The following is a 26,116-nucleotide window of genomic DNA, read 5'->3' on the forward strand; positions in this document are numbered from 1 at the left end:
AATTGAGATGGTACATTAAAAAAATTGAAACATTCACCCCAAACACCATTAACTGTGTTGGTGTACCTCAATCTATACTAAATGCTGACTTATCAAGAACGATTTATCCCCGGTCAAAGAGACTCCCTGATTTTGTTGCAAAATCTGCTAGAATCTGGGCTATTTTTTGATTATATGATGTACCACCAGAAACAGGAGGTTCGCATCGCCGCTAATATTTTAGCCGTCGTGTCCGTTAATCTGGAAACGGTTTGTATTCAAAGTTTAGATCGAACTCAGTTAGAAGCGATCCGAGATCCCTTTGGACAAGTCGAGTCAGCCTTGGCGAAATTACCGATAGAGAATTGGACAGCATACGGTTATGTTAGCTTTGATATGGCTCGTTTTTATTATCCCTATACCAAAGCGATCGATCAACCCCTGCTTTATTTTTTTGTTCCCGAAACGGAACTTCGCATCACCTCAGAAGGGGTTTATCTCAAAAGTTTAAATCATCTGTCCAAGTTGCAGGCGATCTGTGAAATTGAGACACCCGTAAAGACTTATTCTCCGACTTCTATACCCCAATTCTATTTTACCGAAAAACAACAATATCTTCAAAAAGTTCAGCAGTTAATTCAAGCTATCCAAGCGGGAGAATTGCAAAAAGCGATTATTTGTCGTTCGATAAAATTTCCCGGAGAACTGGATATTTTAGGAACTTATGCACTGGGTTATCAAGGAAATCATTCCGCACGTTCCTATGGTTTTCAGTTGGGAGAAGTGCGGGGGGTTGGGTTTAGTCCCGAAATTTTAATGGAGATTAATTCTGAAAATTGGATTGTTACAAATCCCCTGGCGGGAACTCGACCCCGAGGGAAAAATCCCCAAGAAGATTTGCAACTTCAGCGAGAATTATTTACCGATGCAAAAGAAGTCAAAGAACACGCCCTTTCGATTTTATTAGTTCAACAAGAAATGAGAGAAATTTGTATTGAGAATACAGTGCAGATTTTAGATTTTATGCAGGTGAAACAGTATCCCTATGTTCAACATTTATCTTCTCACGTTGTCGGACGTTTGCAACGGGATAAAACGCCTTGGGATGCGTTAAAAGCCTTGTTTCCGGCGATTACCGTTTCCGGAATTGAAAAAAGTCAGGCGATCGCTTGGATCGATCGTTTAGAAGATACACCCCGAGGAATTTATGCAGGTGCAATTGGTTGGTTAAACCGGGAAGGACAAGCAGATTTTGCGATTCCCATTCGTTCGGCTTATCAATATGGAAACAGCATTCATTTAAACGCAGGGGCGGGTATTATGGGAGAATCTATCCCGCAAAGAGAGTATATTGAATGCGGCAACAAAATGAATACTATTTTGACCAATCTCGTTTTAAAAACCGATTAGCAAAAACTAAACCCAAAGCCAAAAAACCTCCCAAAAATTGGGGTTCGGGAATGAGTTGGTTTTCTTCGGTTGTCAAGGCGGCAACTATTCCTTCGGTTGGCGGTTCGGGAAGTTCTAATTCAGTCTCTATCGTCGGCGAAATTATATTGTCAACAGCGGTAATTTTCCCAAATAAAACGGCTTGTGAAGTTTGATGTTCTTGGGAAATAAAATCGCTGAGAATATCTTGATCGGCACCGTCGCTAAAGCCAACTAAGGATAACGTGTAGCTAACTCCGTCAATTTCAAAGCTTTGGGGTGCAAAAGCGGTGGGAAATGAAATCTTGTCGGAACAGTCGCTGCTGACACTGTAATACATACAGTTTCCATTGTTCTTAGTCTCATCAATTTCTAAGTTGAAATCAAAGGTTTTCATCCCCAATTCAGCAAAGTCTAAATTCAAGCTTAAATCAACCGCAGAGGCGGCTGTATTTCCGTAGATAACATTATTGAAATGACTCAATGTTCCAATTTCAAAAACGTTTTCGAGTTCAATCTCTGTAGAATCAACTCCGGTAAACCCGAGTCCGCTTTGTTCTCCTGGAGTGACGGGATTACCCCAACGAATTTGGTTTTCTTCGCCTATGGTTTGGTATTGAATAAATTCTCCGCCGACGGGATTACTCCAACTCCCCGAAGAACCGTTTAAAGTTAACGCATTCGCCGCAGTTCCCCCCAATGCAAACGCCGAGGTCAAAACTGAGGTTAACAGCAAGTTAATAGAAGGTTTTGATGACATAAATCTCTCCCGAGAAAGGTCATTAACTTGCCTATTAGGATACTGTAATTTGTTCCTGAAAACAGAAAAACTTTACGGAATTTTACAATTAAAATTACAACAATTTTTGTTGAAATATAAGGATGGGTAATCCCCATCCCCATTTCTAACTATTTGGTTTGTTTTTTCTGACGAGTTAATACGGCCCCTAAAGCACCAAATACCAGTAAACCCGCAGTTGTTGTAGGTTCCGGTACTGACTTACTTTCTTCGAGGTATGCAAACAGATTACCCTCATTAAAAGGCACGTTATCAAAACTAGGATTGAGAGAAACAAACACGGGAAATCCATTTTCATCAACAAAAGTTCGCCCTTGATTTTCACCCGGAGCGGATTCTGTATCAACATTTAACGATAGCAAAGTTTCGGTTGAAAAGTCGGATTCACTGAGGTTAATTGCCGCAACTAAATCCCAAACTGCGTTCGGATCGTCGTCATTTTGAATAACAGTCAGAGCAAAGTCTAAAAACTCAGCCGCGATTAAACTTTCCGGTGTTCCTGTCTCGATCCAGGCTTGGTAATCTTCGCGACTAAATTCGATTTTGTTGGTGGCATCTAGGGGAGTTAACTGAATTTTTAATCCCTTTTCAGCCGCACTAAAAATTTCTTGAGCGGCTAACGGATCGATCCAAATATTAAACTCAGCAGTGGAGTTTGTAGAGAAAGGTGGGTCAGGAAATGTGGTTAAATTTCCGGGAACAAATACGGCTCCGCCCATAATTTCAACGACAGAAATATTATTGATAATTGTGGGGTCAAGTCGTAAAGCTTCGGCAATATTTGTTAACGGACCGGTGGCTAAAATAGCAACAGGTTCGGGAGAGTTTTTAACGGTTTCTACAATCAGTTCAGCAGCCGATCTTTTTTCAGCAGGGGGAGCGCTATCCGGTAGCGTCACAAACGGCGCCCAAAAGCTATCAGAACCATCCCGAACAAAGTCGGGAAAAGCGTTGTTTCCCGCCACAGGATTGGGGCTACCAATTCCCAGAGGAATTCCGGTAACATTGAGTCGTCCTAACATCCGTTCAACATTATTGACAAAAATTTCAGGACGAGCAATGCCTTGGGCAATTGTAATGGCTTCAATCTCAAACTTAGGATTCGCTAACATATAAGCTAAGGCGGTCATCCCATCTTGACTCCCATCATCATCAAAAATCAGGGGAGTTGGTTTCATTGTAGCCGCAAATGCGTTAACAGCAAACGCACCTGAAAAGGCAACCGTTGTCACTGCGGTAGCAGCAATTTCCGTGAAAATATTTCTCATGCTTTCAACCTAGAAAAAATTAGCCTTTAATTTCATAAAGATTTCGGTTGTTTATCAACTTACAAAAGGCTTAAACGACGAGTTATAAGACTTTCATAAGTCATCCAGAAATCAACTTTACAACTCAAATTATCTCATAAAAATAAAATTTTTTTCTAAAGATTTTATAATTTTTTTTGGAGTTGCTTTACAGAAAAAGGGTTATTTAAAGTCCATACAAAAAATATAAAATAAAAGTAGGATGGGCAATGCCCATCCCCGGAATATTATTTAAGCCTCGATCTTGTTGTTTGTGAGGAGTTAAACTCGCAGCTAACAAACAAAACATCACTAAACTAGGCATTCTTTCAGATTAAACTCACTTGAATTTTTATTTACCCTTTAGCTTAAGGATAAGTAGCTATTAATGAAACCGACGAATGGTTTTCCGAAGTTGATAGACTCCAACCAATCCGAATGTGACTAATAATCCGGTCGCAGGTGACGCTTCCGGTACGGCTTTGAAAGTGGGAGCAAACTGAGTTTCTCCTGTATTGTCTCCAAACAGTTCTGCGGTTTGTAAACAATCTTCAGTACAAACATCAAAGGGGTTTCCAGCGATTGTTAATGTCCCTTGATTTTGACTATCTGGATCTCCGAATACCCCGGAATTTAATTCCATATTAAGATTAGTTATATTGCTAAAAAAATCCGTTGCAAATCGTGCTGCTGTGATCTTTTTCCCTTCAACATTAAATTGATTTGCGAAGTTAGGAAGTGTAGTAAAATCAAATCCAACTAAGGAATCAAATATTGGATTTGTGGTAGAGGTCAAGATAACAGATGTTGCTGAAACATCGTTTCCTTCTTCGACTTCAAGTGTTCCTGAAACTGTTCCATCTACTCCACCAATAAGGTTAGAGAAGTCCCATTTAAAAGTTGCTGCTTTTGCTTCGGGTGCTTGGAGTGCGATCGCCGCAGACAAAACAACAGCAGTAGCGACGGTAGATGTAACTTGGTTGAAGATATTTTTGAGAGTCATAGTTAGATAATTAGGTAGAAGTGAATGATCAAGTGACTCGAAAAAAGCACCTTAAATTCGGGGGAATTTATCCCCTGGAAACTCGTTTAACTCTCTCCAGATTAACCCGACTTAAAACATCAGGCTAACTGCAAGTTTCCCGATTTCCATTAACAGAATGATCGGGCTAAACTTATTCTGACAATCTATTGAAGAGGGTAAAATATATAAAATTTCACCCGAACACCAACCCTATTCGGAACTTAAATCTCGATAAAATGTAGTCTTTCCTGTGTGACTGCTTGTTGAAATCAGGAGGTTTGATTGACGAAATTTCTGAACACATAATAATCGGGTTCACTCCGTTACGGCAATACCCCAACCGTATTTTTACGGAATCTTTAAACTTTCACCCCCAAGCAACCGATCCAACTTTACATAAGGGGGGGTTTTGTAAAGACTCGTAGGTTGGGTTGAGGAACGAAACCCAACATTACTAAGGATTTTTTGGGTTTCACTGTTGTTCAACCCAACCTACAATTTTAGAAACCCAACTAAAAATTTGTTGGGTTTCACTGTTGTTCAACCCAACCTACTGTTATTAGTATTACTGCCCTATTTACCGTGTTCTCCAAGGGCTTTATTAAGGTTCCAAGCCGCACTAATTAATGCTAAGTGAGTAAAGGCTTGGGGAAAATTTCCTAACGCTTCTCCTGTGGCGCCTGTTTCTTCGGCAAAAAGTCCGACATGGTTAGCATAACCGATCATTCCTTCAAACATCAAACGGGCCGATTCTAAACGTTTTTGATCGAGATGTCCCGATCGTGTTAACGCTTCAACTAACCAAAACGTACAAATATTAAAAGTACCTTCCTCTCCTTCTAAACCGTCGTGAGTTTCATCAACATTGTAACGATAAACCAGATTATCTGAAACCAATCCTCCCTTATCTGGCGGCTTATTAATGGCTTCAATCGTTTTCAACATTCGCGGATCGGTAGGCGAGAGGAAAAACACCAAAGGCATGATTAAATTTGCCGCATCGAGGGTATCACTGCCATAATATTGCATAAAAGCTTGGCGTTCTTCATTCCAGCCTTTTTCCATGATTTCTTCATAGATTTGATCGCGAATATCTAACCAACGTTGACGTTCACCGGGAAGCGAACGTTTATCAGCCAGTCGTATCGCCCGATCTAAAGCCACCCAACACATTAAACGAGAATAAACAAAAGCCTGTTTGTCGCCTCGCATTTCCCAAATTCCCTGATCTTTCATTTGCCAGTGATCGCAAACCCAGTTCATCAGCTTTCGCAGTTGAGACCAGAGTTGATAAGAAATCGGAGTGCCATATTTATTGTACAAATAAACCGAATCCATCAATTCGCCGTAAATATCTAATTGAAGTTGTGTGTAAGCTTCATTGCCAATGCGAACCGGACTAGATTGACGATATCCTTCTAAATGATCGAGGGTTTCTTCAGTGAGAACATGACGGCCATCAATTCCGTAGACAATTTGTAGAGTACCATCGGGATTGAGTTCTTTGCAGCGTTCTTCTATCCACCACATGAACTTTTCGGCTTCTTCGGTAAAGCCAATTCGCATCAAACCGTATACCGTAAAAGCGGCATCCCGTATCCAAGTATAACGGTAATCCCAATTGCGCTGTCCGCCAATGCCTTCGGGTAAACTACAAGTGGGGGCGGCAATAATGGCGCCTGTCGGTTCAAAGGTCAGCAATTTCAACACCAACGCCGAACGTTCCACCATTTCCCGCCAGCGTCCCCGATAGGTACATTTGGACAGCCAGTTTCGCCAGTAGTTGACCGTATGTTTAAATAATTCTGTCGCCTGAGAGGGTTTGATGGGTAAACCGCAACCCGCCCCCGCTTCGGTTCCCTGCAACACAAAAACGGCAATTTCTCCCGCTTCTAGGGTAAATTTGGCACAGACGCCCTTATTTTTGGGTTCGAGGGGAATATCGGTGGCGAGTCCCAAATTGGCCGTTGAGGAGTAGAAACAGGCGCCTTTGGGGGTGATGGTGGTTTCGTGATCGTCGCGGGCATAGTTGAAAGCGGGTATACAATCAACGGTAAAGGTCATTGTACCCCGAACCACGCGCACTTCCCGGATCAGGGAATGATAGCCGATTTGATCTTCTCGCAAACCGACCGGCATAAAATCAACAATTTCGCCCACACCATCGCAGGTGAGAAAACGGGTAACGAGAATGTTACTTTCCGGCCAATAAAGTTGTTTGTGGGTAGCATCGGGAACGGCGGGGGCAATTTGGAAATATCCGCCTTTGTTTTCATCTAAAATTGATGCAAATACACTCGGCGAGTCGTGATGGGGAAAACAAAACCAATCAATTGATCCGTTTAATCCCACCAAGGCGGTGGTGTACATATTGCCAATTATGCCGTAATTTTGAATCGGTTGATAGTTCATTATGTAGCTTAAACAGAATTAAATACTGTACTGCCCTGCATCGGAGGGATCTGGAATTAGATCGCGATCGCAATCTAATACCATTTCTTTCTAATCATGCAACTTTTTCTGATCCCTCCGGCTATATCCTTCGGATAGGCTTCGCCAACGCCACCCCCCTTAGTAAGGGGGGCAAGGGGGGATCAATTAGATGCAGCTTCATCAAGAATTGGTATAACTGCTTCTCTTTGATAACATTAGCATTCGTGCCAGTTCTGTATATATAAGGTATATTTTAGGTTTAACCCCAAATTCAACCCCCCTTTCCTATTCGTGAATTGATTATGCAATCTAACCTCAATACCAATACTCAGGAAAATCTCGATTCATCTTTTGATTCTCAAGATAAAATTTTAGCAATTTTGGGCGCCGGGAGGTGGGGGTCTGCGTTGGCGGGTTTGGCGAGGTATAATGGTCATCAAGTCCGGCTTTGGTCGCCGAGTTTGGGGAATTCTATCGAGGACGTTGTTGCGGATGTAGATTTGGTGATTTCTGCGATTTCTATGCCCGGAGTTTCGCCAACGGCGAATCAAATTAAAGCGATTGGTTTGAGGGAAAATATTCCGATTGTTACCGCTACAAAAGGTTTGGATACAGAAACCACTTGCACCCCTTCACAAATTTGGTCGGCTTGCTGTTCGGATCATCCAATTGTTGTGTTATCCGGGCCGAATTTATCGAAAGAAATTGAACAAGAATTACCCGCAGCAACGGTGGTTGCAAGTTTGGATATTGATGCTGCAAATATTGTTCAACAGGTGTTTTCTTCCAAGCGTTTTCGGGTTTATACCAGTTCCGATCCGGTGGGGACGGAGTTGGGAGGAACGCTAAAAAATGTGATTGCAATTGCAGCCGGAGTTTGCGATGGGTTGCACTTGGGAACTAATGCAAAATCGGGGTTATTAACTCGGGCTTTAACGGAGATTATTAGAATCGGAACTCATCTGGGCGGACAGAAAGAAACGTTTTTTGGGTTGTCGGGTTTGGGGGATATGTTGGCGACCTGTAATAGTAATTTAAGCCGCAATTATCGGGTCGGTTACGGACTCGCAGAAGGGAAAACGTTAGAGGAGGTTATTGCTGAAATTGAAACTACAGCCGAAGGGGTTAATACAACTAATGTGTTAATTGAAATTGCCCGGCGAGAACAGATAAATGTTCCGATTTCTTGGAAAGTTTATCAACTTTTAAATAATCAAATTACGCCCCAACAAGCCGTAGAAGCGTTGATGGAACGGGATTTAAAACCAGAATTTTACGAGGGAATTATTCAACCTAAAAGTTCCGATACACACCAACCTTAGGGGCGGCTTCCTACGAGATTTTGTAAAAAAATAGATTCGGATAAGCCCGCCCTTAAACAATTAATTTTCGCGGGCAATAAATTTATGTTAACCGCCCAAAGTATACAATATTTATTAGACTCACTATAATCCCATTTTCAACAGAATGAACAAATTTAAGTTACCGGATACTCTTGTGATTTCTTCTTTTATTCTTCTTCTGGTAATTGTGCTAACCTGGATTATTCCAGCCGGAGAATATGTTCGAGAAATTGTCGAAAATCGTAGTATTGTTGTACCCGGTTCTTATCAAGTTGTACAACCCTCGCCTCAAAACATTTTCAGCTTCTTTATTGCCCCTGTAAAAGGCTTTATTTCTGCTGCTGAAGTGATTGCTTTTATTTTCTTTGTGGGCGGTGCATTTGGCATGGTAAACGCCACAGGTGCTATCGATGCAGGGTTAGAAAAATTAGTCAATTTAACCGTTAGAAATCCGGCTTACAAATGGGTGATTATTCCGGTGTTAATCCTCGCTTTTTCCTTCTGTGGAGGTAGTTTTGGGATGAGCGAAGAAATATTAGTTTTTGTATTAATTACCATTCCCTTAGCCCAAGCATTAGGCTATGATACAATTACCGGGGTTGCTATTCCCTTTGTGGGGGCGGGTGTCGGTTTTGCGGGAGCATTTTTAAACCCCTTTACCGTTGGAGTTGCCCAAGGAATTGCTCAAGTTCCGTTATTTAGTGGAATTCGCTACAGACTCTTAGTTTGGGCGGTGTTTTCTATTCTTGCGATCGCTTATATTTTGTGGTATATTTACCGTCAAGATGTTAGTCGAGAAAATAGTCTGTTATATTCCGTTGAAACCGCAACCCCATTAGAAAAAAAAGTTCGAGAATATCCCCTCACTGTTAATAGAATTATCGTTTTAATCCTATTTTTACTAACAATTTTTATTTTAGCGTGGGGTGTCACAACTCAAGGATGGTATATTACCGAAATAGCCGGATTATTCTTGGCTTTAGGAATTTTTTCGTCGTTAATTGGTGGACTTTCCCTTTCTCAAACCACAAATTCTTTTGTTGATGGGGCAAAAGACATGATGACAGCCTGTTTAATTGTGGGGTTTTGTAAGGGGATTTTAATCGTCGCCACAGAAGGGAAAATAATCGACACAATTTTATTTCAAATTACCCAAACCGTTGAAAGTTTACCTGCGGTGATTTCAGTACAAGCGATGTTTTGGTTTCAAGCCATTTTAAACTTTTTTGTTCCCTCCGGTTCAGGACAAGCGGCGTTAACAATGCCCATTATGGCGCCGTTGAGTGATTTATTAGGAATTTCTCGACAAACCGCAGTATTAGCCTTTCAAATGGGAGATGGTTTAAATAATCTGATTATTCCCACCAGTGGGGTAACAATGGGTGTCCTTTCTATCGCCAAAATCCCCTATGAAATTTGGTTGCGTTGGATAATGCCGTTGATGGTTGCTTTGTTTTTAGGGGCGATGTTTTTTCTGTTTATTGCGGTTCAAATTGGCTGGAGTTAAACTCAGTTATTTTGTCTTATTCCCCACCCATTTTCCCATCATCGTTTTTGACCCAAATCGTGAGGAAATAATACTATGGAAACCCCAAATAAAACCTTGTCTCTCTTTTTAACATCCCGCATCCCCTACAACGGGAATTTCTACCGTTTCCCCCGCTTGTTCAATTTGTAGAGTTCCCTGCGGAATTTCAACAGATTCTATTTCTCCTTTTTCCCCAAGTTCCACGTCAACTTTTACTTCAGTTTCTCCATCTTCGCTGACAAACGTTTGAGAGGTTTTTTGTCCGTAAAAATCTTCTCCTGTTGCTTCGGTTCGCTTGAAATTAACCAATTTACCATTGATTTTCATCAGAGTTGAATTTTCATCAATTCCATTAAAAAAGACTATTGCTTCCTGAGGATTACTTCCAGCTTTCCAGAGACTCATCCCACAACCTCCACCTCCACTATCAAATAACTCATCCATCGTAAACCCTTCAACTTGAGGAACAGTTGCAACCTCTGTTACAGGTGTGATATTAGAAGAATTGGTTTCAGTTTGACTGGTTTGAGAATTGATAGTTTCTCCAGAATTATTACTTACAGAAGATTGAGGAGTACAAGCAGATACACTCGCAAATAATAACAACGCCAAGCTACATTTAAAGATAGTTTTCATGGTGCTTTTCTCCCGGATTCTTCATTAAACTGCCGACTAATAGTTTACATTCGACAGATTATTACTATGACTCAATTTTGAATCAATTGTTTCTGAAAAATTAGAAGAATTGGGAAAATCACACCGATGAACCTAGAAATGAATCACAAACCCCAACCCCAACAGCAAGCCACTCCAAAAATGCAGGGAAACCGCAATATATTTACAGTTACTAACTAACTCCGGTTTGTCGTGATTTAAACCAACGTGACGACAGAGTTTAATCGCCGCCGGTAAACCCGCAAAACTCAATAACGTCCAAATTGGAAACGTTCCTAAAATAACTCCAATCACCGTAATTCCAAATATTATCCCGCAAAACACCGGCAAAAGTTGGGCGCCTGTTTTCGTTCCCATACGAACAATTGGGGAATATTTTCCCGCAGCCAAATCATCTTCGACTTGATGAAAGTGGGAACAAAATAAGATTAAAGTCGTCGAAATTCCGAGAATAATTGAAGCCGCAAAACTAACACCCGACCAACTCTGAGTTTGACTGTAATAAGCCGCAGAAACTGCCAAAGGTCCGAAGGCAAAAAAGCAGAGAAATTCGCCCAAACCTTGATAACCCAAACGAAAAGGAGGCCCTTGATAAGCGTATCCCAGAAAACAACAACCCAAAATTAAACCAATTACAGTAAAGTCTTTTTGCCACCAACAAATTAACAAAATTTCAACAATTCCAACCGTTAAACACAGCAAACCGATGACAAAAACTAAATTCTTTTTTTGGGTTAAATTAACCAAAGAATGCGCTTTATTTTTATCAATTCCCGTTTCTGAGTCGAACACATCGTTATGAATATTTTCCCAGGCTAATATTAAAATAGCCGCACTGATAAACGTGGTAAAAATTCCCCAATTGATGTATTTTTGTTCAAACCAAGCAATAGCTGTCCCCAACCAAATCGGCATAATTGCCACGCTATACATTGGCGGTTTAATAGCAGCCAACCACAGTTTATTTTGGTTTGTCTCTGTAATCAGTTTTGTTGTCATAATCCGTTTTGTTTAAATGACCAAAGATGAACTTAAAGGTTTACAGTTTGACTGGAAATACCCGTCTGTTTTCCGGTTAACACGGTCAGTCTAAAATTACTCGATGGAACGATAGTAATTCCCCGTCTAACAGGTTTAACAACGTGAGTTTGATTGAAAGCTAACTGATAGTTTAACAAAATTGTTGCTAAAATTAGCTTCATTTCAAACAAAGACAGCGCCATCCCGATACAGCTACGACTTCCGCCCCCAAAAGGTAAATATTCGTAGGACGAAAATTTGCGTTCTAAAAAGCGATTTGGGTTAAACTGTTTAGAATTGGGATAAACCTCCTCCCGACGGTGCGCCAGATGAATACACGGCACTAATATTGTACCGGGTTTAAACTGATAATTCTCAATTTTTACGGTTTCTTTAACGACTCTCGGCTGAGAAATTAACGCAATGGGATGAATGCGTAACGTTTCCTGACAAACGGCGTTTAGATAAGGCAATTGTACGATATCCATCGGGTCTGGATTTTCGCCCAAACCGTTTAATTCTTCAACTAATTGATCTAAAATTAGAGGATAACGATGAATCCAATAAAACGCCCAAGCCAACGCCGATGCTGTGGTATCGTGTCCTAACAGCAATAACGTAATTAATTGATCTCTAAGTTCTTCGTCGGTTAGGGGTTTTCCCGCTTCATCTCGGGCGGAAATTAACAGCGAAAGCACATCTTCCCCAGGGGGTTTTCTGCGACGTTCGGCTATTTCAGCGTAAATTAAATCATCAATTTGTTGTCGCTGTTGGAGAAATTTTCCCCAGGGACTCCAGCTTCCTAAATTTTGTTGTAAAGGGGGTAAGAAAAACTGAATTGAATTGAGGGGTTGATTGACACCTTCTAAATAGGGTTCAATTAGATGTTTGAGTTGAAAATAGCGTCGATTTTCTTTCAATCCCAAAACCACTTGTAAAATAACTTCTAGGGCGATTTGGGAGGTATAATCTCTAATGGCAATAAAATTACCCGGATACCAGTTTTTGGTGGCTTTTAACGTTAAATTACAAATGGTTTGACCGTAGGCGGGAAGTTGTTTACCATGCAAAGGAGGCATTAATAATTTCCGCAGGCGTTGATGGCGTTCACCATCTTGCATAATCAAAGATTTAGACCCCGTTAACGGTCGAAAAACGTGGGTAATTTTCCCGAGTTCAAATTTATCCGCATCGGTGTTAAAAATCGCTTCAATCGCTTCAGGATTGCTAAAAAATACAATCGGAGGCGAGTTCAAACCCAGTACCCGTAATGTAAAACAATCTCCAAATTGGTTCGCACACCGTTCTAAAAATTGGGTCGGTTGTGCGATAATTTGTAAGGTTTGGAATAATGCAGGCAGCCTGGGGCCATCAGGCAATCTCATAGATTTGGTTTGTAGAGAATCCAGTACAAAGGGCTAAAAACGTTCTAGAGAAGCGTCTCTAACCTCTATTTGATTAGGATAGCATTTCAGTTAACCCCTGCAACTTTACAAAAAATTACAGATATAATAACAGCAGAGATTCACAACTTTTGTCAGAAGCGAACTCTGCCGAACATCGATTCTCTTTTTCTGTCAATTTTTATGGGTGTGATTATTGGTGCGATTCGTCAATTTTACGAACGACAATCATCCCCCGAGAGCGGGTTGAGCTAGAATCTTTATCGACACAAGCTTTGTACATTCGTTCTACAGGACATTTCCAAAAACGAGTATACTTCTTGGGGTTGGTATCGGCAATTGTGATGTCCTGGGTGTTAGGATCGTAATCAGCCACCAAAGAGAAGTGACCACCGCTCAAATTAAAATTATCGTGGGCAATGGTCACACCAAAATTTAAAATATGAATATCCTTGTCATCGCAGACCGCTTTTTCAATTTCTTGAATAAAGTTGTCGAAAGTCATGGTTGTTTTGTCGAAATGTTCTACTCTGACAGACAGGGGTAACTGGGCTTTTTCGACGTAGGTGAGAAAGGTATCGTAAGTTTCCGCCAACGTCATCCCATCATCTAAAACTGTCGCAATGGGTAATCGGGTTACATAAAAAATATCATCAACAGAGGTAGAATGTCCGAGTGCGGTTAATGCGTAAGCGATGGCTGTTACATTACAACAGTTAATGGGTTGTTGAAAAGCCAAAAGGTTGATATTGTCCAGATCTTTGGTGACCATCAGGGTTATCCTAATTGAATCGATTCCCGGAATTTTTAGGAATCCAGCAATATCCTATCAAGAAAAGTTCTTTCTTTGGCTATGAACGTTCAAGATATTGGTGAACAGGGCTTGTTAGCAATTGTCAAGCGTTTTTGTCCATCAGAAGTGGTGGGAGATGATGGGGCGATTATTACTGCAAAATCCGATGGATCTTTGGTCGTCACTACTGATATGTTAGTCGATGAAGTGCATTTTAGCGATCGCACAACTTCAGCTTCCGATGTGGGTTGGCGGGCGACTGCGGCGAATTTATCGGATATTGCGGCGATGGGGGCGTCTCCGTTGGGTATTACGGTGGCGTTGGGGTTAACCGGAGATACGCCCGTCAGTTGGGTTGAGGAGTTTTATCGGGGGATATCGGAATGTTTGGAACCGTTCAATACGCCGATCATTGGGGGCGATGTCTGTCAGTCGAAAGTCCGCTGTGTTTCGATTACCGCTTTTGGACAGGTTAATTCTCAGTATGCCATTCGTCGAAATACGGCGCAAGCGGGAAATGCAATTATGGTAACGGGGGTGCATGGAGATTCCCGAGGCGGGTTAGAATTATTGCTGAAGCCAGAATTGGGAGAGTCTTTAACCGAGGCGCAACGAGACTGTTTAATTCAAGCTCATCAGCGACCCATACCGCGACTCGATGCGATCGCCATTTTACAGGAAATGCTTCCCGATGGAGTCGTTGTCGCCGGAATGGATAGTAGTGATGGTTTGGCCGATGCGGTGGTACAAATCTGTCAGGCCAGCCAGATCGGGGCGAGAATAGAAAAACATCAAATTCCCATTTCAGACGCCTTAAAACTGCTGGTATCGCCCTCTCAGGCCTTAGACTGGGCGCTTTACGGGGGGGAAGATTTTCAGTTAGTCTTCAGTCTGCCTTTACCGCTTGCCGAAGAATTGGCGGAGAAATTGGGAGGCGGTGCCGCAGTTGTCGGAATGACTTCCCCCGACTCCCAAATTCTATTAGTTGATCAGACGCAACCTCAGACGGACACTATCCTAGTTCTTAACAAAGGATTTAAGCACTTTTAAATTCACCTGTATTCGTTGAAAAGATTAATTTTCAATTAAAAAATTCAACCTTTTCCAGGCCGAGCGGGAAAATGGAGTAGGAACAAGAAAGCCTTACGAATCGAGTGCTTGATTCCAGTTTTCCCGTTCCTAATCCCCAATCCCTTGTTCGTTCTAAGCGGCTGGCCAGTGTTTGGCGACCAACTCAGCCAAGTCTACAACCCGTTGGCTGTAGCCCCACTCGTTATCATACCAAGCGATAACTTTCACCATGTCACCATCCATAACCATCGTCAAACTAGCATCGACAATAGAGGAGGCATCCCGTCCGCGATAGTCGCAGGAAACCAGAGGCAGATCGCTATACTCCAGAATCCCTTTTAAGGGGCCTTCGGCGGCTTCTTGCAGAACTTGATTAACTTCTTCTGCAAAGGTTTTCTTTTCAACCTGAACCACCAAATCTACAACGGAAACATTGGGGGTCGGTACGCGCATGGCAATCCCGTTCAGTTTACCCTTAAGATCGGGAATAACCAACGCGACAGCTTTAGCAGCACCCGTAGAAGTCGGTACAATATTCATGGCTGCCGCCCGCGCCCGACGTAAATCCCGGTGACTCGCATCTAAGATGCGCTGATCCCCGGTATAGCTGTGGGTTGTGGTCATCGTCCCTTTAATGATCCCAAAGTTATCGTGTAGCACCTTGGTAAAAGGAGCGAGACAGTTGGTGGTACAACTGGCGTTACTGACGATATTGTAATCTTCGTGTTTGTAGGTATTGTCATTGACCCCCATGACGAAAGTGCCAATATTTCCGCCTTTACCGGGGGCAGTAATCAACACCTTCTTTGCACCCGCTTCTAAGTGCTTAGAAGCACCTTCTTCAGTGACAAAGACACCTGTAGCTTCGATAATCAAATCCACATCCCAATCCCGCCAGGGTAAATTGAGGGGATTGCGATCGGAGACACACTTAACCGTTTTACCGTTGATCGTCAGGGAGTTTTCATCCGCTTTAATATCAACATCTTTGAGAGTCCCCAGCATCGAATCATACCTCAACAAGTGAGCATTTGTCTTCGGGTCTGAGGTATCATTAATGGCGACCAGATCCAGATTGCTATTCTCGCGAGTCAATAAGCAACGCACAAAGTTGCGTCCGATCCGTCCGAAACCATTGATTGCGACTTTAATCACCTTGTTCCTCCTAACAATGGCATTGCCCAACTCAGGCACGAGCCTTTTATGATTTAGGTTTCTAATGACCCCAATCATACCGTAAAGGCTGACCCATTCTTACGTTTAGGATTCCAAACTTCTCATTCAACCCGGGCAACCGAGGGCGATCAAACCCCTAAAACCCAATCCCAGTATGAGTTTCAGCTTTTTAAATTCCCCCGGGCTTCTCAACTTGACCCAACAAACCGATCCCCGATTCAATTGTCCCACTCCCATCCCCTCGAAATTTTATGGAAACGAATCCGGTATTTGCCTGGAGACAAGGGATATAGTATACAACTACTACAGCATTTCGCCCCCTATACGCGAAGGATGGCGTAGAATGCTTCTTGAGAAATATTTACCGAACTGTATCGGGAAAAAACAATTCTTGATATGATATCGCCTGTTATTGGCGTGGTGTGGTGTGGTTAAGGAGCTAAAATGCCTAGTTCTGTTGATTTCAGTGGCAGACCCTTTCATTTCATCGGGATTGGTGGAATCGGAATGTCTGCTCTTGCCTATATTCTAGCAAAGCGCAACCTGCCAATCTATGGCTCGGACTTGCAAATGACCCATATTACCCGGCGTTTGCAAAACTTAGGCGTCCATATTTTTTGGAGCCAAGAGGCCAGCAATTTTGAGGCTTTTCAAACTCAAATCGATCCAAACAGCACCCCGAACAGCTTAAACTTGGGTCAGACGAACGGCTCCAAGCCAGAAATTCGGGTCCCATCCGGAGCAGTTGAGGCCAAAAGCGGCAACATTGCATCCTCAATGCAATTACCCCAAGTCGTCTGTTCAACGGCCATTCACCCGGAAAACGCCGAGTACAAAGTCGCTCGCGCCCTGGGCTGTCCGATCCTTCACCGCTCTGACCTCCTGGCCGCCCTGATTGAGGAATACCAAAGTATAGCAGTAGCGGGAACTCACGGAAAAACGACCACCAGCAGTCTAATTGCCTATATGATGCTGGAAACCGGCCTCGATCCGACGATCTTAGTCGGGGGTGAAGTCAGCGCTTGGGAAGGCAATGCCCGTGTTGGTCAAAGTCCCTACTTGGTCGCCGAAGCCGATGAATCCGATGGCTCTCTCGTCAAGTTTGCCCCGGCCGTTGGGATAATCACTAATATTGAACTCGATCATCCGGATCACTATCAAAATCTCGATCAAGTCGTTTCTACCTTTGAAACCTTTGCCAATCATTGTCAAACCTTAATCGGTTGTATTGACTGTGCAACGGTGCGAGAGCGGATTCAACCTCAAATTACCTATAGTTTAAATCCCGATTCCGGGGCCGATTACACGGTTGATGCCATCGAGTATCACTCCGACGGTTCTGTCGCTCAGGTTTGGGAACGGGGTAAACTCTTGGGCCAGTTAAAGCTGAAATTACTCGGCCAACACAACCTGCAAAATGCCCTCGCCGCCATTGCCGTTGGACGGCACTTCGGTCTGGAGTTTGCCGAGATCGCCATCGCCCTGGCCAGCTTTAGCGGCGCCAAACGACGGTTTGAACATCGCGGCTATACCAATGGCATCCTATTTGTTGATGACTACGCTCATCATCCCAGCGAGATCCGGGCAACATTGGCCGCCGCTCGCCAACGGATGACCTCGGACTCCCCAACTCTCACCCCCGTTCAACGGATTGTAGCGATCTTTCAACCCCATCGTTACAGCCGCACCCAAGCTTTCTTGTCAGAATTTGCCCAGTGTTTCGGTGACGCTGACCTGGTTGTACTAACGGACATTTATAGTGCGGGTGAACCCAACACCGGCCAAATCGATGGACAACAGTTAGCTGATGCCATTGCCACCTATCACCCTCAGGTTTACTACCGACCCACTTTGGAGTCCGTTAACGCCCTCTTGAGTGAAATTCTCGCTCCCCGTGATTTGGCTCTGTTTCTTGGGGCAGGCAACCTCAACAAAATTATTCCTGAGGCGATCGCATTCTATCAGCCATCACCCGCCATCTCGGGTTGAACTGTGGCTGCAAAAGGCCGTCACAGATGTGGGTGCATGAACTCTCTTACTGTGCTGTTGCACACGATTTGATTTGAAAGCATTTTAAATTTGTTATGGTTATGACGCTTTCCTACGACTCTCCAGGTCAGCTTAATCGGCAGTCAAGTCCCCAAGCTAGAGAGCCAGGTTCTCGCTGTATCTCTTTGCTTGGAACAGACTGTTTGATTCAATCGAAAGTTTCCCTGGCTTCCTACACCTCCTACCGTGTCGGTGGCCCGGCTGAATGGTATGTCGCCCCGAAAAATCTCGATGAAATCCAAGCCAGTTTAGAATGGGCTGCTGCACAAGGACTTTCAACCACTTTACTGGGCGGCGGCTCGAATCTTTTGATCAGCGATCGCGGTTTATCGGGATTGGTGATCGGGACTCGGGCTTTGCGCTCTACTCATTTTGATTTGGCTACCGGACGCCTTCATGTGGCCGCCGGTGAATCTCTGCCCCGTTTGGCCTGGAAAGCCGCCCGTTTGGGCTGGCAGGGCTTGGAATGGGCGGTCGGGATTCCCGGTACCGTTGGCGGGGCTGTGGTGATGAATGCGGGCGCTCACGGCAGTTGTACCTCCGAGATTTTGGTCGAGGCTGAAGTCCTTTCTCGCAACGGACAGCGATCGCTTCTGACTCCCAAAGATTTGGGCTATCGCTATCGCACTTCTAATTTACAAAATAGCGATCGCGTTGTCTTACAAGCCACTTTTGAGTTAAAACCGGGGGCAGATCCGGCTAAGGTCCTGGCCGATACCGCCGATCAACTCCGAAGTCGGCGCAGTTCTCAACCTTACCATCTTCCCAGTTGCGGCAGTGTTTTTCGCAACCCCGGCCCTCAAGCCGCAGGTTGGTTGATTGAACAAACTGGTCTGAAAGGATACCAAATTGGCGGCGCTCAAGTTGCCGAACGCCATGCTAATTTTATTCTTAATTGTGGTGGGGCAACGGCGATGGATATTTTTCAACTTATCCGCCACGTTCAAGAACAGGTCGAAAGCCGTTGGTCTTATCTGTTAGAACCGGAAGTTCGGATTATCGGCGAGTTTTAACCCCGTTAAACCGATCGCTCCGTTTGGCTTCATTCACGCCCATTTTAGCTGCCTACTCAATTCAACTGACTTTTCGGGTTGCAATCGGCCTGCTGTTGAAGCGGGAAAAATACGATAAAATTGACAAGCATCCTTTGTAATGCAGCCTCTATGATTTTCTTTGGGGGTGATCCAAAATCCACTCGCCGTACACTTGTTATCCTTAGATTGTCAAAAGTGACTCTTAAACTCAGTTTGAGAACAGACAACCGATAGCATTTGGCTTTTTGGATTTTGCGATCGGGTGTTTCCAAAGACGAAAATCGACCAATGGCTGAGTGAAAACTCGAAATTGATGGCTCCGGCGATCGCGATCGATGAAACTTGGCACTATAATGTGATTTTGAGGTGAAAACCCCAAAAATCATACACACATCCTAAAAGTTAGACGGTACTGTTGCAGTTTTCTTTAAAATTAGAGAAAGTGCCAACGTGCTGCACTAAAAGTATTCTCAACCGATCAAGTACAATTTGGAAGCGTCCTGGGCGCTATAAAATTGAATTATGTCAAAGCAAGGACAAGGATTTGGCTTCGGCATGGGTAAAATGAAAGAACTCGCCGAAGCGTTCAAAAAGGCTCAACAGGTTCAAGAAGGAGCGAAAAAGCTTCAAGAAGAGTTAGACCAGTTGGAAATTCCCGGCGAAGCCGCAGGCGGCTTGGTTAAGGTATACCTCAGCGGCAACCAAGAACCCCGTCGGGTAGAAATTTCCCCCGATGTGATGGGTGAAGGCCCGGAGGTGGTTTCGGCGATGGTTCTCGAAGCGATGCAAGCCGCCTATGAGAACTCAACCGGCACGATGCGACAACGGATGGAAGAATTGACCGGAGGATTGAACCTGCCCGGAATGTAACCCTCGCAGGTCGCCGAAATCAATGCCTTATCAGTTGCTATTTGTGTGTCTGGGAAATATCTGCCGCTCTCCCTCGGCAGAAAATATTATGAATCACCTGATTAATCAAGCCGCTCTCGGTGATTATATCATTTGTGATTCGGCCGGGACTTCTAGCTATCACATCGGAAGTCCCCCGGATGCTCGTATGACTAAAGCCGCTTCATTACGGGGCATTAGCCTCAAGGGTCAGGCGCGTCAATTTCAGGTCAAAGACTTTGAGAACTTTGATTTGATTTTGGCAATGGATTACGATAACTATGAATCGATTTTAGCCCTCGATCGCACCCGTCAATATCAAGATAAAGTGAAGCTGATGTGCGAGTTTTGTCGCTATCACTCGGTTAAAGAAGTTCCCGACCCCTATTATGGTGGCCCGGAGGGATTTAATCGGGTCATTGATATTCTACTGGATGCCTGTCAAGGTTTGCTGGAGTACGTCGGGTCTCAACCCCAGTTGAAAACCATGTAACCGGGATGGTTATTGGGGAAAATGACGTTTTTATAGGGAACAGGGTCTTGTTTGGCGGTCAAAAATTGCCTGATCTAAAATCTCAGATGAATCGGTGAGAATTGAATTTTATGTCACACAGTCTCACTCCTTCCCCGACAGCGGGATATGCGCCTGAAGACGAGGAAGAAGACTCTAGCTTAGACTATTTCTACGACGAACCCGGAACTCTACCGGGGACGTTGGACCTCGAACCGGATGACCCTGCACCCGAGATCGTCTTAATTGACTACAATCTCGCCAAAGCAACTCGGGTGAAACTCGATCAACCTCAAGATTTTCTTCCCTACTTGACCGCCCAAACCGTGAGTTGGTTGGATATTCAAGGACTGGGAAATACAGAAACTTGGCGACAAATGTCGCAAATTTTTCAATTTCATCCGTTGGCTTTGGAAGATGTGGTCAATGTTCCCCAACGTCCGAAAGTCGTCTACTATGAAAATCCCGACCAAATTGTGATTGTCGCCTGGATGGTTTTACTCAAACCGGACTCTAGGACGCTACATCGAGAACAGGTGAGTCTGATTTTAGGGGAAAATTATCTGATTACCGTTCAGGAAGAACCCCAATACGACTGTTTAGAAGCGGTTCGCGATCGCATTCGCAATAATCAGGGTAGCATTCGCAAGCATGGCGCTGATTATTTAGCCTATGCGATTTTAGATGCGATTATTGATGGCTTTTTTCCCGTGCTAGAACATTACACTGATCGCCTCGAAGAACTCGAAGATGAAGTGCTGTTTAAACCGAGTAATCATACCCTTTGGCAAATTTATGAGGTCAAGCAAGAACTGTTAGTTTTGCGGAGGGCGATTTGGTCGCAACGAGACGCGATTAATATCTTAGTTCGCGATCGCACACGCTTGATTAGTAAACGAGTTCGGGTGTATTTGCGCGATTGCTACGATCATACCATTAATATTCGAGATATGCTCGAAACCAATCGAGAACTTTCTTCAGATCTGATCAATATTTATATGTCCACAATGGGCAATAAAATGAATGAGATTATGAAAATTCTCACGGTAATTTCAACCATTTTTATTCCCCTTACCTTTATTGCCGGGGTGTACGGGATGAACTTCAATCCGGAAGCCTCTCCCTGGAATATGCCCGAGCTAAACTGGTACTGGGGTTATCCGGTTTGTTTGGCGGTAATGCTGGCGATCGGAGTCAGTTTATTTGTTTTCTTTTGGAAAAGGGGTTGGTTTGAGGACTTTTCCGAATTGAAACAAAAGAAATAAATGATGAATTATGAATTATGAATGATCAATTACAAATTCTAATTCTGTAGGGGCGGGTTCCGCAATGATTTATCATGTCCCACAAATAACGGATATAAACCCGCCCCAATTTTGTCGGGAATTCAAAGGGTTAGGGGCGGGTTGATCACAGTTTTCTGTTAGAATTTTGGGGTTAGGGGCGGGTTGATCACAGTTTTCTGTTAGAATTGATGGTTAACTCAGAACCCGCCCCTACAGAACGCGCCTACAGAACGCCTATAGGATGATCTGCTGTTGGCTTCTGGAGTTGTTTCAATATTCCCGCCCCGGTTGCACCCTAACATCTTGCCAAACTGGACTTTGATATGTGATAGTTTGGGAGATCAAAGACCATCATCAAACGTCATCGTTGCTCCCCATGATGTACAAAAACAAATCCTCCCTCTGGTTAACACTAGGAGCCGCTGCCCTTCTGATCGGAGGGGGAGTCGCCACCTACTACTTTGTACTTTCGAGAAAAGCCCTCGAAAACGTTCCCATTGGGGCGAACATCGTGCCGACGGATGCAATGGTGGCGGTTTCGTTGTCCACCGAACCGAAACAATGGGAAAAACTGCGCGAGTACGGCACCCCCGAGTCCAAAGCCGCCCTCAACAAAACCATCCAACAATGGCGCGATCGCCTGTTTACCGATAGCGGTTTTGACTACCAACAAGACATTCAACCCTGGGTCGGAGATGAAGTCATGGTGGCTTGGCTCCCCCATCAAACCATTACCTCGGGAACGCTACCCAAACCCGACTCGCCCCCGTCTTCTCCCACCGAACCGGCAATGGTGATGGTTTTTCCGATAGCCAACCCTCAAAAAGCCCAGGAAGTTCTCGCTCAACCGAAATTGCTCACCGAAGGGGATATTAGCCAACGGACCTATCGGGGAATTGAAATTATTGAAACCCAAGGCTTACCGACTCAAAATTACTCGATCGCCGTTTTGGGTGAAAAGTTCTTGCTGGTCACAACCGATGCTAACGCCACCGATCGCACGATCGATACTTACCGGGGGGAGGCGTCGATCGCCAAAACGCCCGGTTATGCCAATGCGGTGGAAAAAATTCAAACGCCGAGAGCTTTTGCTCAAGTTTATCTGAATATTCCTGTCGCCGCGAGTGTGGCTTCTTTTACCTCCGCTCAACCCATTCCGCCTGAAAATCTTGAGAAATTACAGCAGCATCAAGGGTTTGTCAGCAGTGTGATTTTTGAAGCCGGGGGAATTAATTTTAAAGGGATTTCTTGGTATAAACCGAGCAGTCAAAAAACCTTGGCGGTTGAAAACGAATCTCAGGAAATGCTGAAATGGATTCCGAATAATGCGATGATGGTGATGGCGGGGGGAAATTTGCAGCGACTCTGGCAAGATTATAGCAAAGATGCGGTTTCTAATCCTATTGCTCCTTTTAATCCCGAAACCCTGCGATCGAGTTTAAAACAAGCTACCCAAATGGACTTGGATCAAGACTTTTTGAGTTGGATGGATGGAGAATTTTCCCTGTCTTTAATTCCGGCTGTTCCCAATAAAGAAACCCCCCAAAAGTTTTCGGCGGGATTGGCTTTGATGGTGGAAACCAGAGATCGCCAAGCCGCAGAAACCGCCTTAGAAAAGTTGGATGCGTCGATGAAGTCTAAAGATTTTCGGGTAGAATCGACCCAAGTTGATGGCCAACCTGTGGTTAAATGGACTTCTCCCTACGGCGGATTTAGTGTGGTTCGCGGGTGGTTGGATAACAATGTGTTATTTGCTACTTTGGGCGCCCCGATTGCCAATCAAATTTTACCAGAACCGGAGACGGCGATCGCCTCAGATCCGCTATTTCGCGAAACTGTTCCCACGGAATTAAGTCCGAATAATGGCAGTTTCTTTGTCGATGTCCAACGGGCTTTCGATCGCCGTAATCTTTCTTTACCTCAGCTTCCCCCTCCCCAAGCGGTGTGGGTGAATGCGATCCGATCAATAGGGGTGAGCGCCGCAGTGGTCAGCGATCGCAGCACTCGCTATGATATTTTTGTGAACATCAAAGACGATACTCAACCGAGTTCATCTACTCCGACGGAGACCACTTCTAGCCCAGAAAATCAGGAGAATTTACCCGAATAGTTTATATGGGGTCTCAGTATATTTACAGAAAAACACCATCCTTCAAACCGAAATTTGACCCCGGAAAATCGGTATAATAACGGAAGTCATGGCGACCAAAAATTGATAGGGTATAGAAAGGAGGAGCGATGCCTCTGTTTTGTCATTTATAAAAAGAATTAAACTTTAAAATGATGATTCTTACCTTTTTGGTTCGAGGTTATGTTCTAATTGGTGTGATCTTCTTTGCTCATTGCTTAAGAAAATTCTTCCAAGACCAAAGCACTCCAAAGACGAATAAAAGCTCTTGGATCGTTCTGGGAGCCGCAGCCCTACTCTGGCCGATTGTGATTCCATTATCTCACCTCGAACGTCGAGCCAAGCCAAAAATTAAATCCGATCCGGGTGATATTGTTCAATATCGGATGACGGCGCCTCCTCTGGTTGAACGGGAAAATAGCGATCAGAAAATCTCTCTAACTTCAACTCCCCCCTGCGAAAGCCCGAGTTGCAGCAAGAATAAAGATACCACAAACATCGCCTAACGCTTCTATAGTCTCCGATGAGGCGGCTTTTGTCCTCATCCTTTGGGATAAAATTTTCTGATCGGTTTTAGACAAAACAAAGCGAGTAGTCGCGATAATATTGTGATATTCTTGTAACGATATCGGTTCTGATGGGGATCAGCCATTGGATGCAAGGGGGAAAGCCTAGTGAAAATCTAGCACTGTCCCGCAACTGTAACGAGAGGATAAACCTTCTCTGAGTCAGGATGCCCGCCGATGTTTCCGTCCACTCTGAGCGCGTCTGCGAGGTACAGATAGTGTTAAATTTGATCTGCATTAACCGCCTAACCTTTCAACTTCGGTCGCTACATCGAGAAGTTCTAGATTTGCAACTCTTTCCATCAAGATTTTAACGGACTTACCCGACTGACTAACAGTAAAATAATCTTCAAAAATTCCAACCATGCACAAAATACCCGTTACCGTTGTTACCGGATTTTTAGGCGCCGGAAAAACCACTTTAGTTCGTCATCTCTTGCAAAACAATCAAGGGCGTAAAATCGCCGTTTTAGTTAATGAATTTGGGGAAGTGGGAATTGATGGGGAACTGTTGCGTTCCTGTCAGGTTTGCGAAGACGACGAACTCCCTCAAAATAATCCTCAAAATAACATTGTTGAACTGACAAATGGCTGTTTGTGCTGCACCGTTCAAGAGGAATTTTACCCGACGATGCAGGAACTTCTTAAACGCCGCGACCAAATTGATTGTATACTGGTAGAAACCTCGGGATTGGCTTTACCTAAACCGTTGGTTCAAGCGTTTCGTTGGCCGGAAATTCGCAATCATGCAACGGTTGATGGGGTGCTGACGGTTGTCGATGCTCAAGCTTTGGCTGCCGGCACTTTAGTCGGAGATTTAGAGGCTTTAGAAGCTCAACGCCAAGCCGATCCGAATTTGGAACATGAAACCCCCATTGAGGAGTTATTTGAAGATCAGTTGGCTTGTGCGGATTTGGTTTTATTAACAAAAACCGATTTAATTGATCCAGCTTCCTTAACTAAAGTTCGAGAATGGTTACAACAAGAACTTCCCCCCGGTGTTAAGGTTGTTTCCTGTCAGCAAGGAGAGGTAGAAACGAATCTTTTACTGGGTTTTAATGCGGCTGTAGAAGATAATTTAGAAAGCCGTCACTCTCATCACGATCACGAAGAAGAACACGAACATGATGATGAGATTAATTCGGTACAGCTTATCGTTGAGCAAGCTTTTGAACCGAAAACGTTAATTGAAAAATTGCAAGATTTGGTCAAACAAGAGGAAATTTATCGAATAAAAGGCTTTGTTCACGTTCCCCAAAAACCGATGCGAATGGTCTTGCAAGGGGTGGGAAATCGCTTTGATTCGTTTTATGATCGCCTGTGGTTAAGCGATGAACTCCGCCAAACTCGTTTAGTTTTTATTGGGCGAAAACTCAATTCTACTGCGGTGGAACGGGCGATTTTAAATTAATGCTGTCCGACGACGGTTGGATTCAATTCAAGAGGAGTAGAGAGGTTAATTCTACTTTCTGTAAAATGTTTTGTCGGATAATTCTGTGAGGTGATAGTCTGGAAATAAGGAGCGGCTAATGCAGCGAGACTGCTGCTATAGGTGAGGAATAAAACCACCAGTAAAACTAAAGCCGATCGCAATAGAGAATGATGCTGAACGCATTGTAAGGTAAAGATACCAATGACAATGGTTTCTAAAACTAATGCAATCAAATCCAGTAAATTCATCTCTAAATCTCCCGTA

Annotated in this window: 24 protein-coding genes and 1 riboswitch; of the genes, 12 read left to right on the forward strand and 12 right to left on the reverse strand. The window is 43.9% G+C overall.

What is annotated here, in order from left to right:
- Positions 1-81: 81 nt before the first annotated feature.
- Positions 82-1,389, forward strand: a complete 1,308-nt coding sequence (locus ACL6C3_RS29865) for an anthranilate synthase component I family protein (RefSeq protein WP_413163697.1) — start codon at positions 82-84, stop codon at positions 1,387-1,389.
- Here ACL6C3_RS29865 and ACL6C3_RS29870 read toward each other — a convergent pair.
- The 5 genes from ACL6C3_RS29870 to ACL6C3_RS29890 form a co-directional block, all read right to left on the reverse strand.
- Positions 1,355-2,167 (reverse strand): THxN family PEP-CTERM protein, encoded by an 813-nt coding sequence (locus ACL6C3_RS29870; protein ID WP_413163698.1) that lies wholly within the window; start codon positions 2,165-2,167, stop codon positions 1,355-1,357. The genes ACL6C3_RS29865 and ACL6C3_RS29870 overlap by 35 nt on opposite strands.
- A gap of 149 nt (positions 2,168-2,316) precedes the next feature.
- Positions 2,317-3,474 (reverse strand): nucleoside hydrolase, encoded by a 1,158-nt coding sequence (locus ACL6C3_RS29875; protein WP_413163700.1) that lies wholly within the window; start codon positions 3,472-3,474, stop codon positions 2,317-2,319.
- Between the two features lie 205 nt (positions 3,475-3,679).
- Positions 3,680-3,817 carry a hypothetical protein gene (locus ACL6C3_RS29880; protein WP_413163701.1) on the reverse strand — a complete coding sequence of 46 codons (138 nt, stop codon included), beginning with the start codon at positions 3,815-3,817 and terminating at the stop codon, positions 3,680-3,682.
- Positions 3,818-3,877: 60 nt separating this feature from the next.
- Entirely contained in the window at positions 3,878-4,495 is a 618-nt protein-coding gene (locus tag ACL6C3_RS29885) for a hypothetical protein (RefSeq protein ID WP_413163702.1), read from the reverse strand.
- Positions 4,496-5,089: 594 nt separating this feature from the next.
- Complete coding sequence (locus tag ACL6C3_RS29890; protein WP_413163703.1) at positions 5,090-6,928, reverse strand: glycoside hydrolase family 15 protein; 1,839 nt, start codon at positions 6,926-6,928, stop codon at positions 5,090-5,092.
- 323 nt (positions 6,929-7,251) lie between these two features.
- Between ACL6C3_RS29890 and ACL6C3_RS29895 the strand changes: the two genes are divergently transcribed.
- Together ACL6C3_RS29895 and ACL6C3_RS29900 are read left to right on the forward strand one after the other, a co-directional pair.
- Positions 7,252-8,271 (forward strand): NAD(P)H-dependent glycerol-3-phosphate dehydrogenase, encoded by a 1,020-nt coding sequence (locus ACL6C3_RS29895; RefSeq protein WP_413163704.1) that lies wholly within the window; start codon positions 7,252-7,254, stop codon positions 8,269-8,271.
- A 145-nt stretch (positions 8,272-8,416) separates the two neighbouring features.
- Positions 8,417-9,799: a YfcC family protein gene (locus ACL6C3_RS29900; RefSeq protein WP_413163705.1), complete on the forward strand. Its 1,383-nt coding sequence runs from the start codon at positions 8,417-8,419 to the stop codon at positions 9,797-9,799.
- A gap of 108 nt (positions 9,800-9,907) precedes the next feature.
- On the opposite strand, the gene ACL6C3_RS29905 is transcribed toward ACL6C3_RS29900, so the two are convergent.
- The 4 genes from ACL6C3_RS29905 to ACL6C3_RS29920 all read right to left on the reverse strand — a co-directional run bounded on the left by ACL6C3_RS29905 (position 9,908) and on the right by ACL6C3_RS29920 (position 13,690).
- Positions 9,908-10,456 carry a hypothetical protein gene (locus tag ACL6C3_RS29905; RefSeq protein ID WP_413163706.1) on the reverse strand — a complete coding sequence of 183 codons (549 nt, stop codon included), beginning with the start codon at positions 10,454-10,456 and terminating at the stop codon, positions 9,908-9,910.
- A gap of 132 nt (positions 10,457-10,588) precedes the next feature.
- Positions 10,589-11,494, reverse strand: coding sequence for a 2-carboxy-1,4-naphthoquinone phytyltransferase (gene menA, locus ACL6C3_RS29910; RefSeq protein ID WP_413163707.1), 906 nt, complete (start codon positions 11,492-11,494; stop codon positions 10,589-10,591).
- A 32-nt stretch (positions 11,495-11,526) separates the two neighbouring features.
- Positions 11,527-12,900, reverse strand: coding sequence for a cytochrome P450 (locus ACL6C3_RS29915; protein ID WP_413163708.1), 1,374 nt, complete (start codon positions 12,898-12,900; stop codon positions 11,527-11,529).
- Positions 12,901-13,111: 211 nt separating this feature from the next.
- Positions 13,112-13,690 (reverse strand): phytochelatin synthase family protein, encoded by a 579-nt coding sequence (locus ACL6C3_RS29920; RefSeq protein WP_413163710.1) that lies wholly within the window; start codon positions 13,688-13,690, stop codon positions 13,112-13,114.
- 81 nt (positions 13,691-13,771) lie between these two features.
- Here ACL6C3_RS29920 and thiL point away from each other — a divergent pair, with 81 nt between their 5' ends.
- Complete coding sequence (gene thiL, locus ACL6C3_RS29925; RefSeq protein ID WP_413163711.1) at positions 13,772-14,761, forward strand: thiamine-phosphate kinase; 990 nt, start codon at positions 13,772-13,774, stop codon at positions 14,759-14,761.
- Positions 14,762-14,914: 153 nt separating this feature from the next.
- Here the strand turns inward: thiL and ACL6C3_RS29930 are convergent, their stop codons facing one another.
- Positions 14,915-15,937 carry a type I glyceraldehyde-3-phosphate dehydrogenase gene (locus ACL6C3_RS29930; protein ID WP_413163713.1) on the reverse strand — a complete coding sequence of 341 codons (1,023 nt, stop codon included), beginning with the start codon at positions 15,935-15,937 and terminating at the stop codon, positions 14,915-14,917.
- 465 nt (positions 15,938-16,402) lie between these two features.
- Here ACL6C3_RS29930 and murC point away from each other — a divergent pair, with 465 nt between their 5' ends.
- The 7 genes from murC to ACL6C3_RS29965 all read left to right on the forward strand — a co-directional run bounded on the left by murC (position 16,403) and on the right by ACL6C3_RS29965 (position 24,360).
- The gene (murC, locus tag ACL6C3_RS29935; protein ID WP_413163715.1) at positions 16,403-17,947 is read left to right on the forward strand and encodes a UDP-N-acetylmuramate--L-alanine ligase; all 1,545 of its coding nucleotides are present in this window, start codon (positions 16,403-16,405) and stop codon (positions 17,945-17,947) included.
- A gap of 95 nt (positions 17,948-18,042) precedes the next feature.
- On the forward strand, positions 18,043-19,020 hold the full coding sequence (murB, locus tag ACL6C3_RS29940; RefSeq protein ID WP_413163717.1) for a UDP-N-acetylmuramate dehydrogenase: 978 nt from the start codon (positions 18,043-18,045) through the stop codon (positions 19,018-19,020).
- Between the two features lie 543 nt (positions 19,021-19,563).
- Positions 19,564-19,911 (forward strand): YbaB/EbfC family nucleoid-associated protein, encoded by a 348-nt coding sequence (locus tag ACL6C3_RS29945; protein ID WP_413163719.1) that lies wholly within the window; start codon positions 19,564-19,566, stop codon positions 19,909-19,911.
- 22 nt (positions 19,912-19,933) lie between these two features.
- Positions 19,934-20,422: a low molecular weight protein-tyrosine-phosphatase gene (locus ACL6C3_RS29950; protein WP_413163721.1), complete on the forward strand. Its 489-nt coding sequence runs from the start codon at positions 19,934-19,936 to the stop codon at positions 20,420-20,422.
- Positions 20,423-20,532: 110 nt separating this feature from the next.
- Positions 20,533-21,705, forward strand: coding sequence for a magnesium/cobalt transporter CorA (corA, locus tag ACL6C3_RS29955; RefSeq protein WP_413163722.1), 1,173 nt, complete (start codon positions 20,533-20,535; stop codon positions 21,703-21,705).
- A gap of 397 nt (positions 21,706-22,102) precedes the next feature.
- Entirely contained in the window at positions 22,103-23,836 is a 1,734-nt protein-coding gene (locus ACL6C3_RS29960) for a DUF3352 domain-containing protein (protein ID WP_413163724.1), read from the forward strand.
- Between the two features lie 170 nt (positions 23,837-24,006).
- Complete coding sequence (locus ACL6C3_RS29965) at positions 24,007-24,360, forward strand: hypothetical protein (RefSeq protein ID WP_413163725.1); 354 nt, start codon at positions 24,007-24,009, stop codon at positions 24,358-24,360.
- A gap of 106 nt (positions 24,361-24,466) precedes the next feature.
- Positions 24,467-24,614: riboswitch (cobalamin riboswitch) on the forward strand.
- 43 nt (positions 24,615-24,657) lie between these two features.
- Here ACL6C3_RS29965 and ACL6C3_RS29970 read toward each other — a convergent pair.
- Complete coding sequence (locus ACL6C3_RS29970) at positions 24,658-24,786, reverse strand: hypothetical protein (RefSeq protein WP_413163727.1); 129 nt, start codon at positions 24,784-24,786, stop codon at positions 24,658-24,660.
- Here ACL6C3_RS29970 and cobW point away from each other — a divergent pair.
- Positions 24,785-25,831, forward strand: coding sequence for a cobalamin biosynthesis protein CobW (gene cobW, locus ACL6C3_RS29975; RefSeq protein ID WP_413163729.1), 1,047 nt, complete (start codon positions 24,785-24,787; stop codon positions 25,829-25,831). The two genes, ACL6C3_RS29970 and cobW, sit on opposite strands and share 2 nt — an antisense overlap.
- Here the strand turns inward: cobW and ACL6C3_RS29980 are convergent.
- Positions 25,828-26,100, reverse strand: a complete 273-nt coding sequence (locus ACL6C3_RS29980) for a hypothetical protein (RefSeq protein WP_413163730.1) — start codon at positions 26,098-26,100, stop codon at positions 25,828-25,830. The genes cobW and ACL6C3_RS29980 overlap by 4 nt on opposite strands.
- Between the last annotated feature and the right edge of the window lie 16 nt (positions 26,101-26,116).

The organism is Capilliphycus salinus ALCB114379 (genome assembly GCF_047276495.1).
Lineage (GTDB): Bacteria > Cyanobacteriota > Cyanobacteriia > Cyanobacteriales > Microcoleaceae > Capilliphycus > Capilliphycus salinus.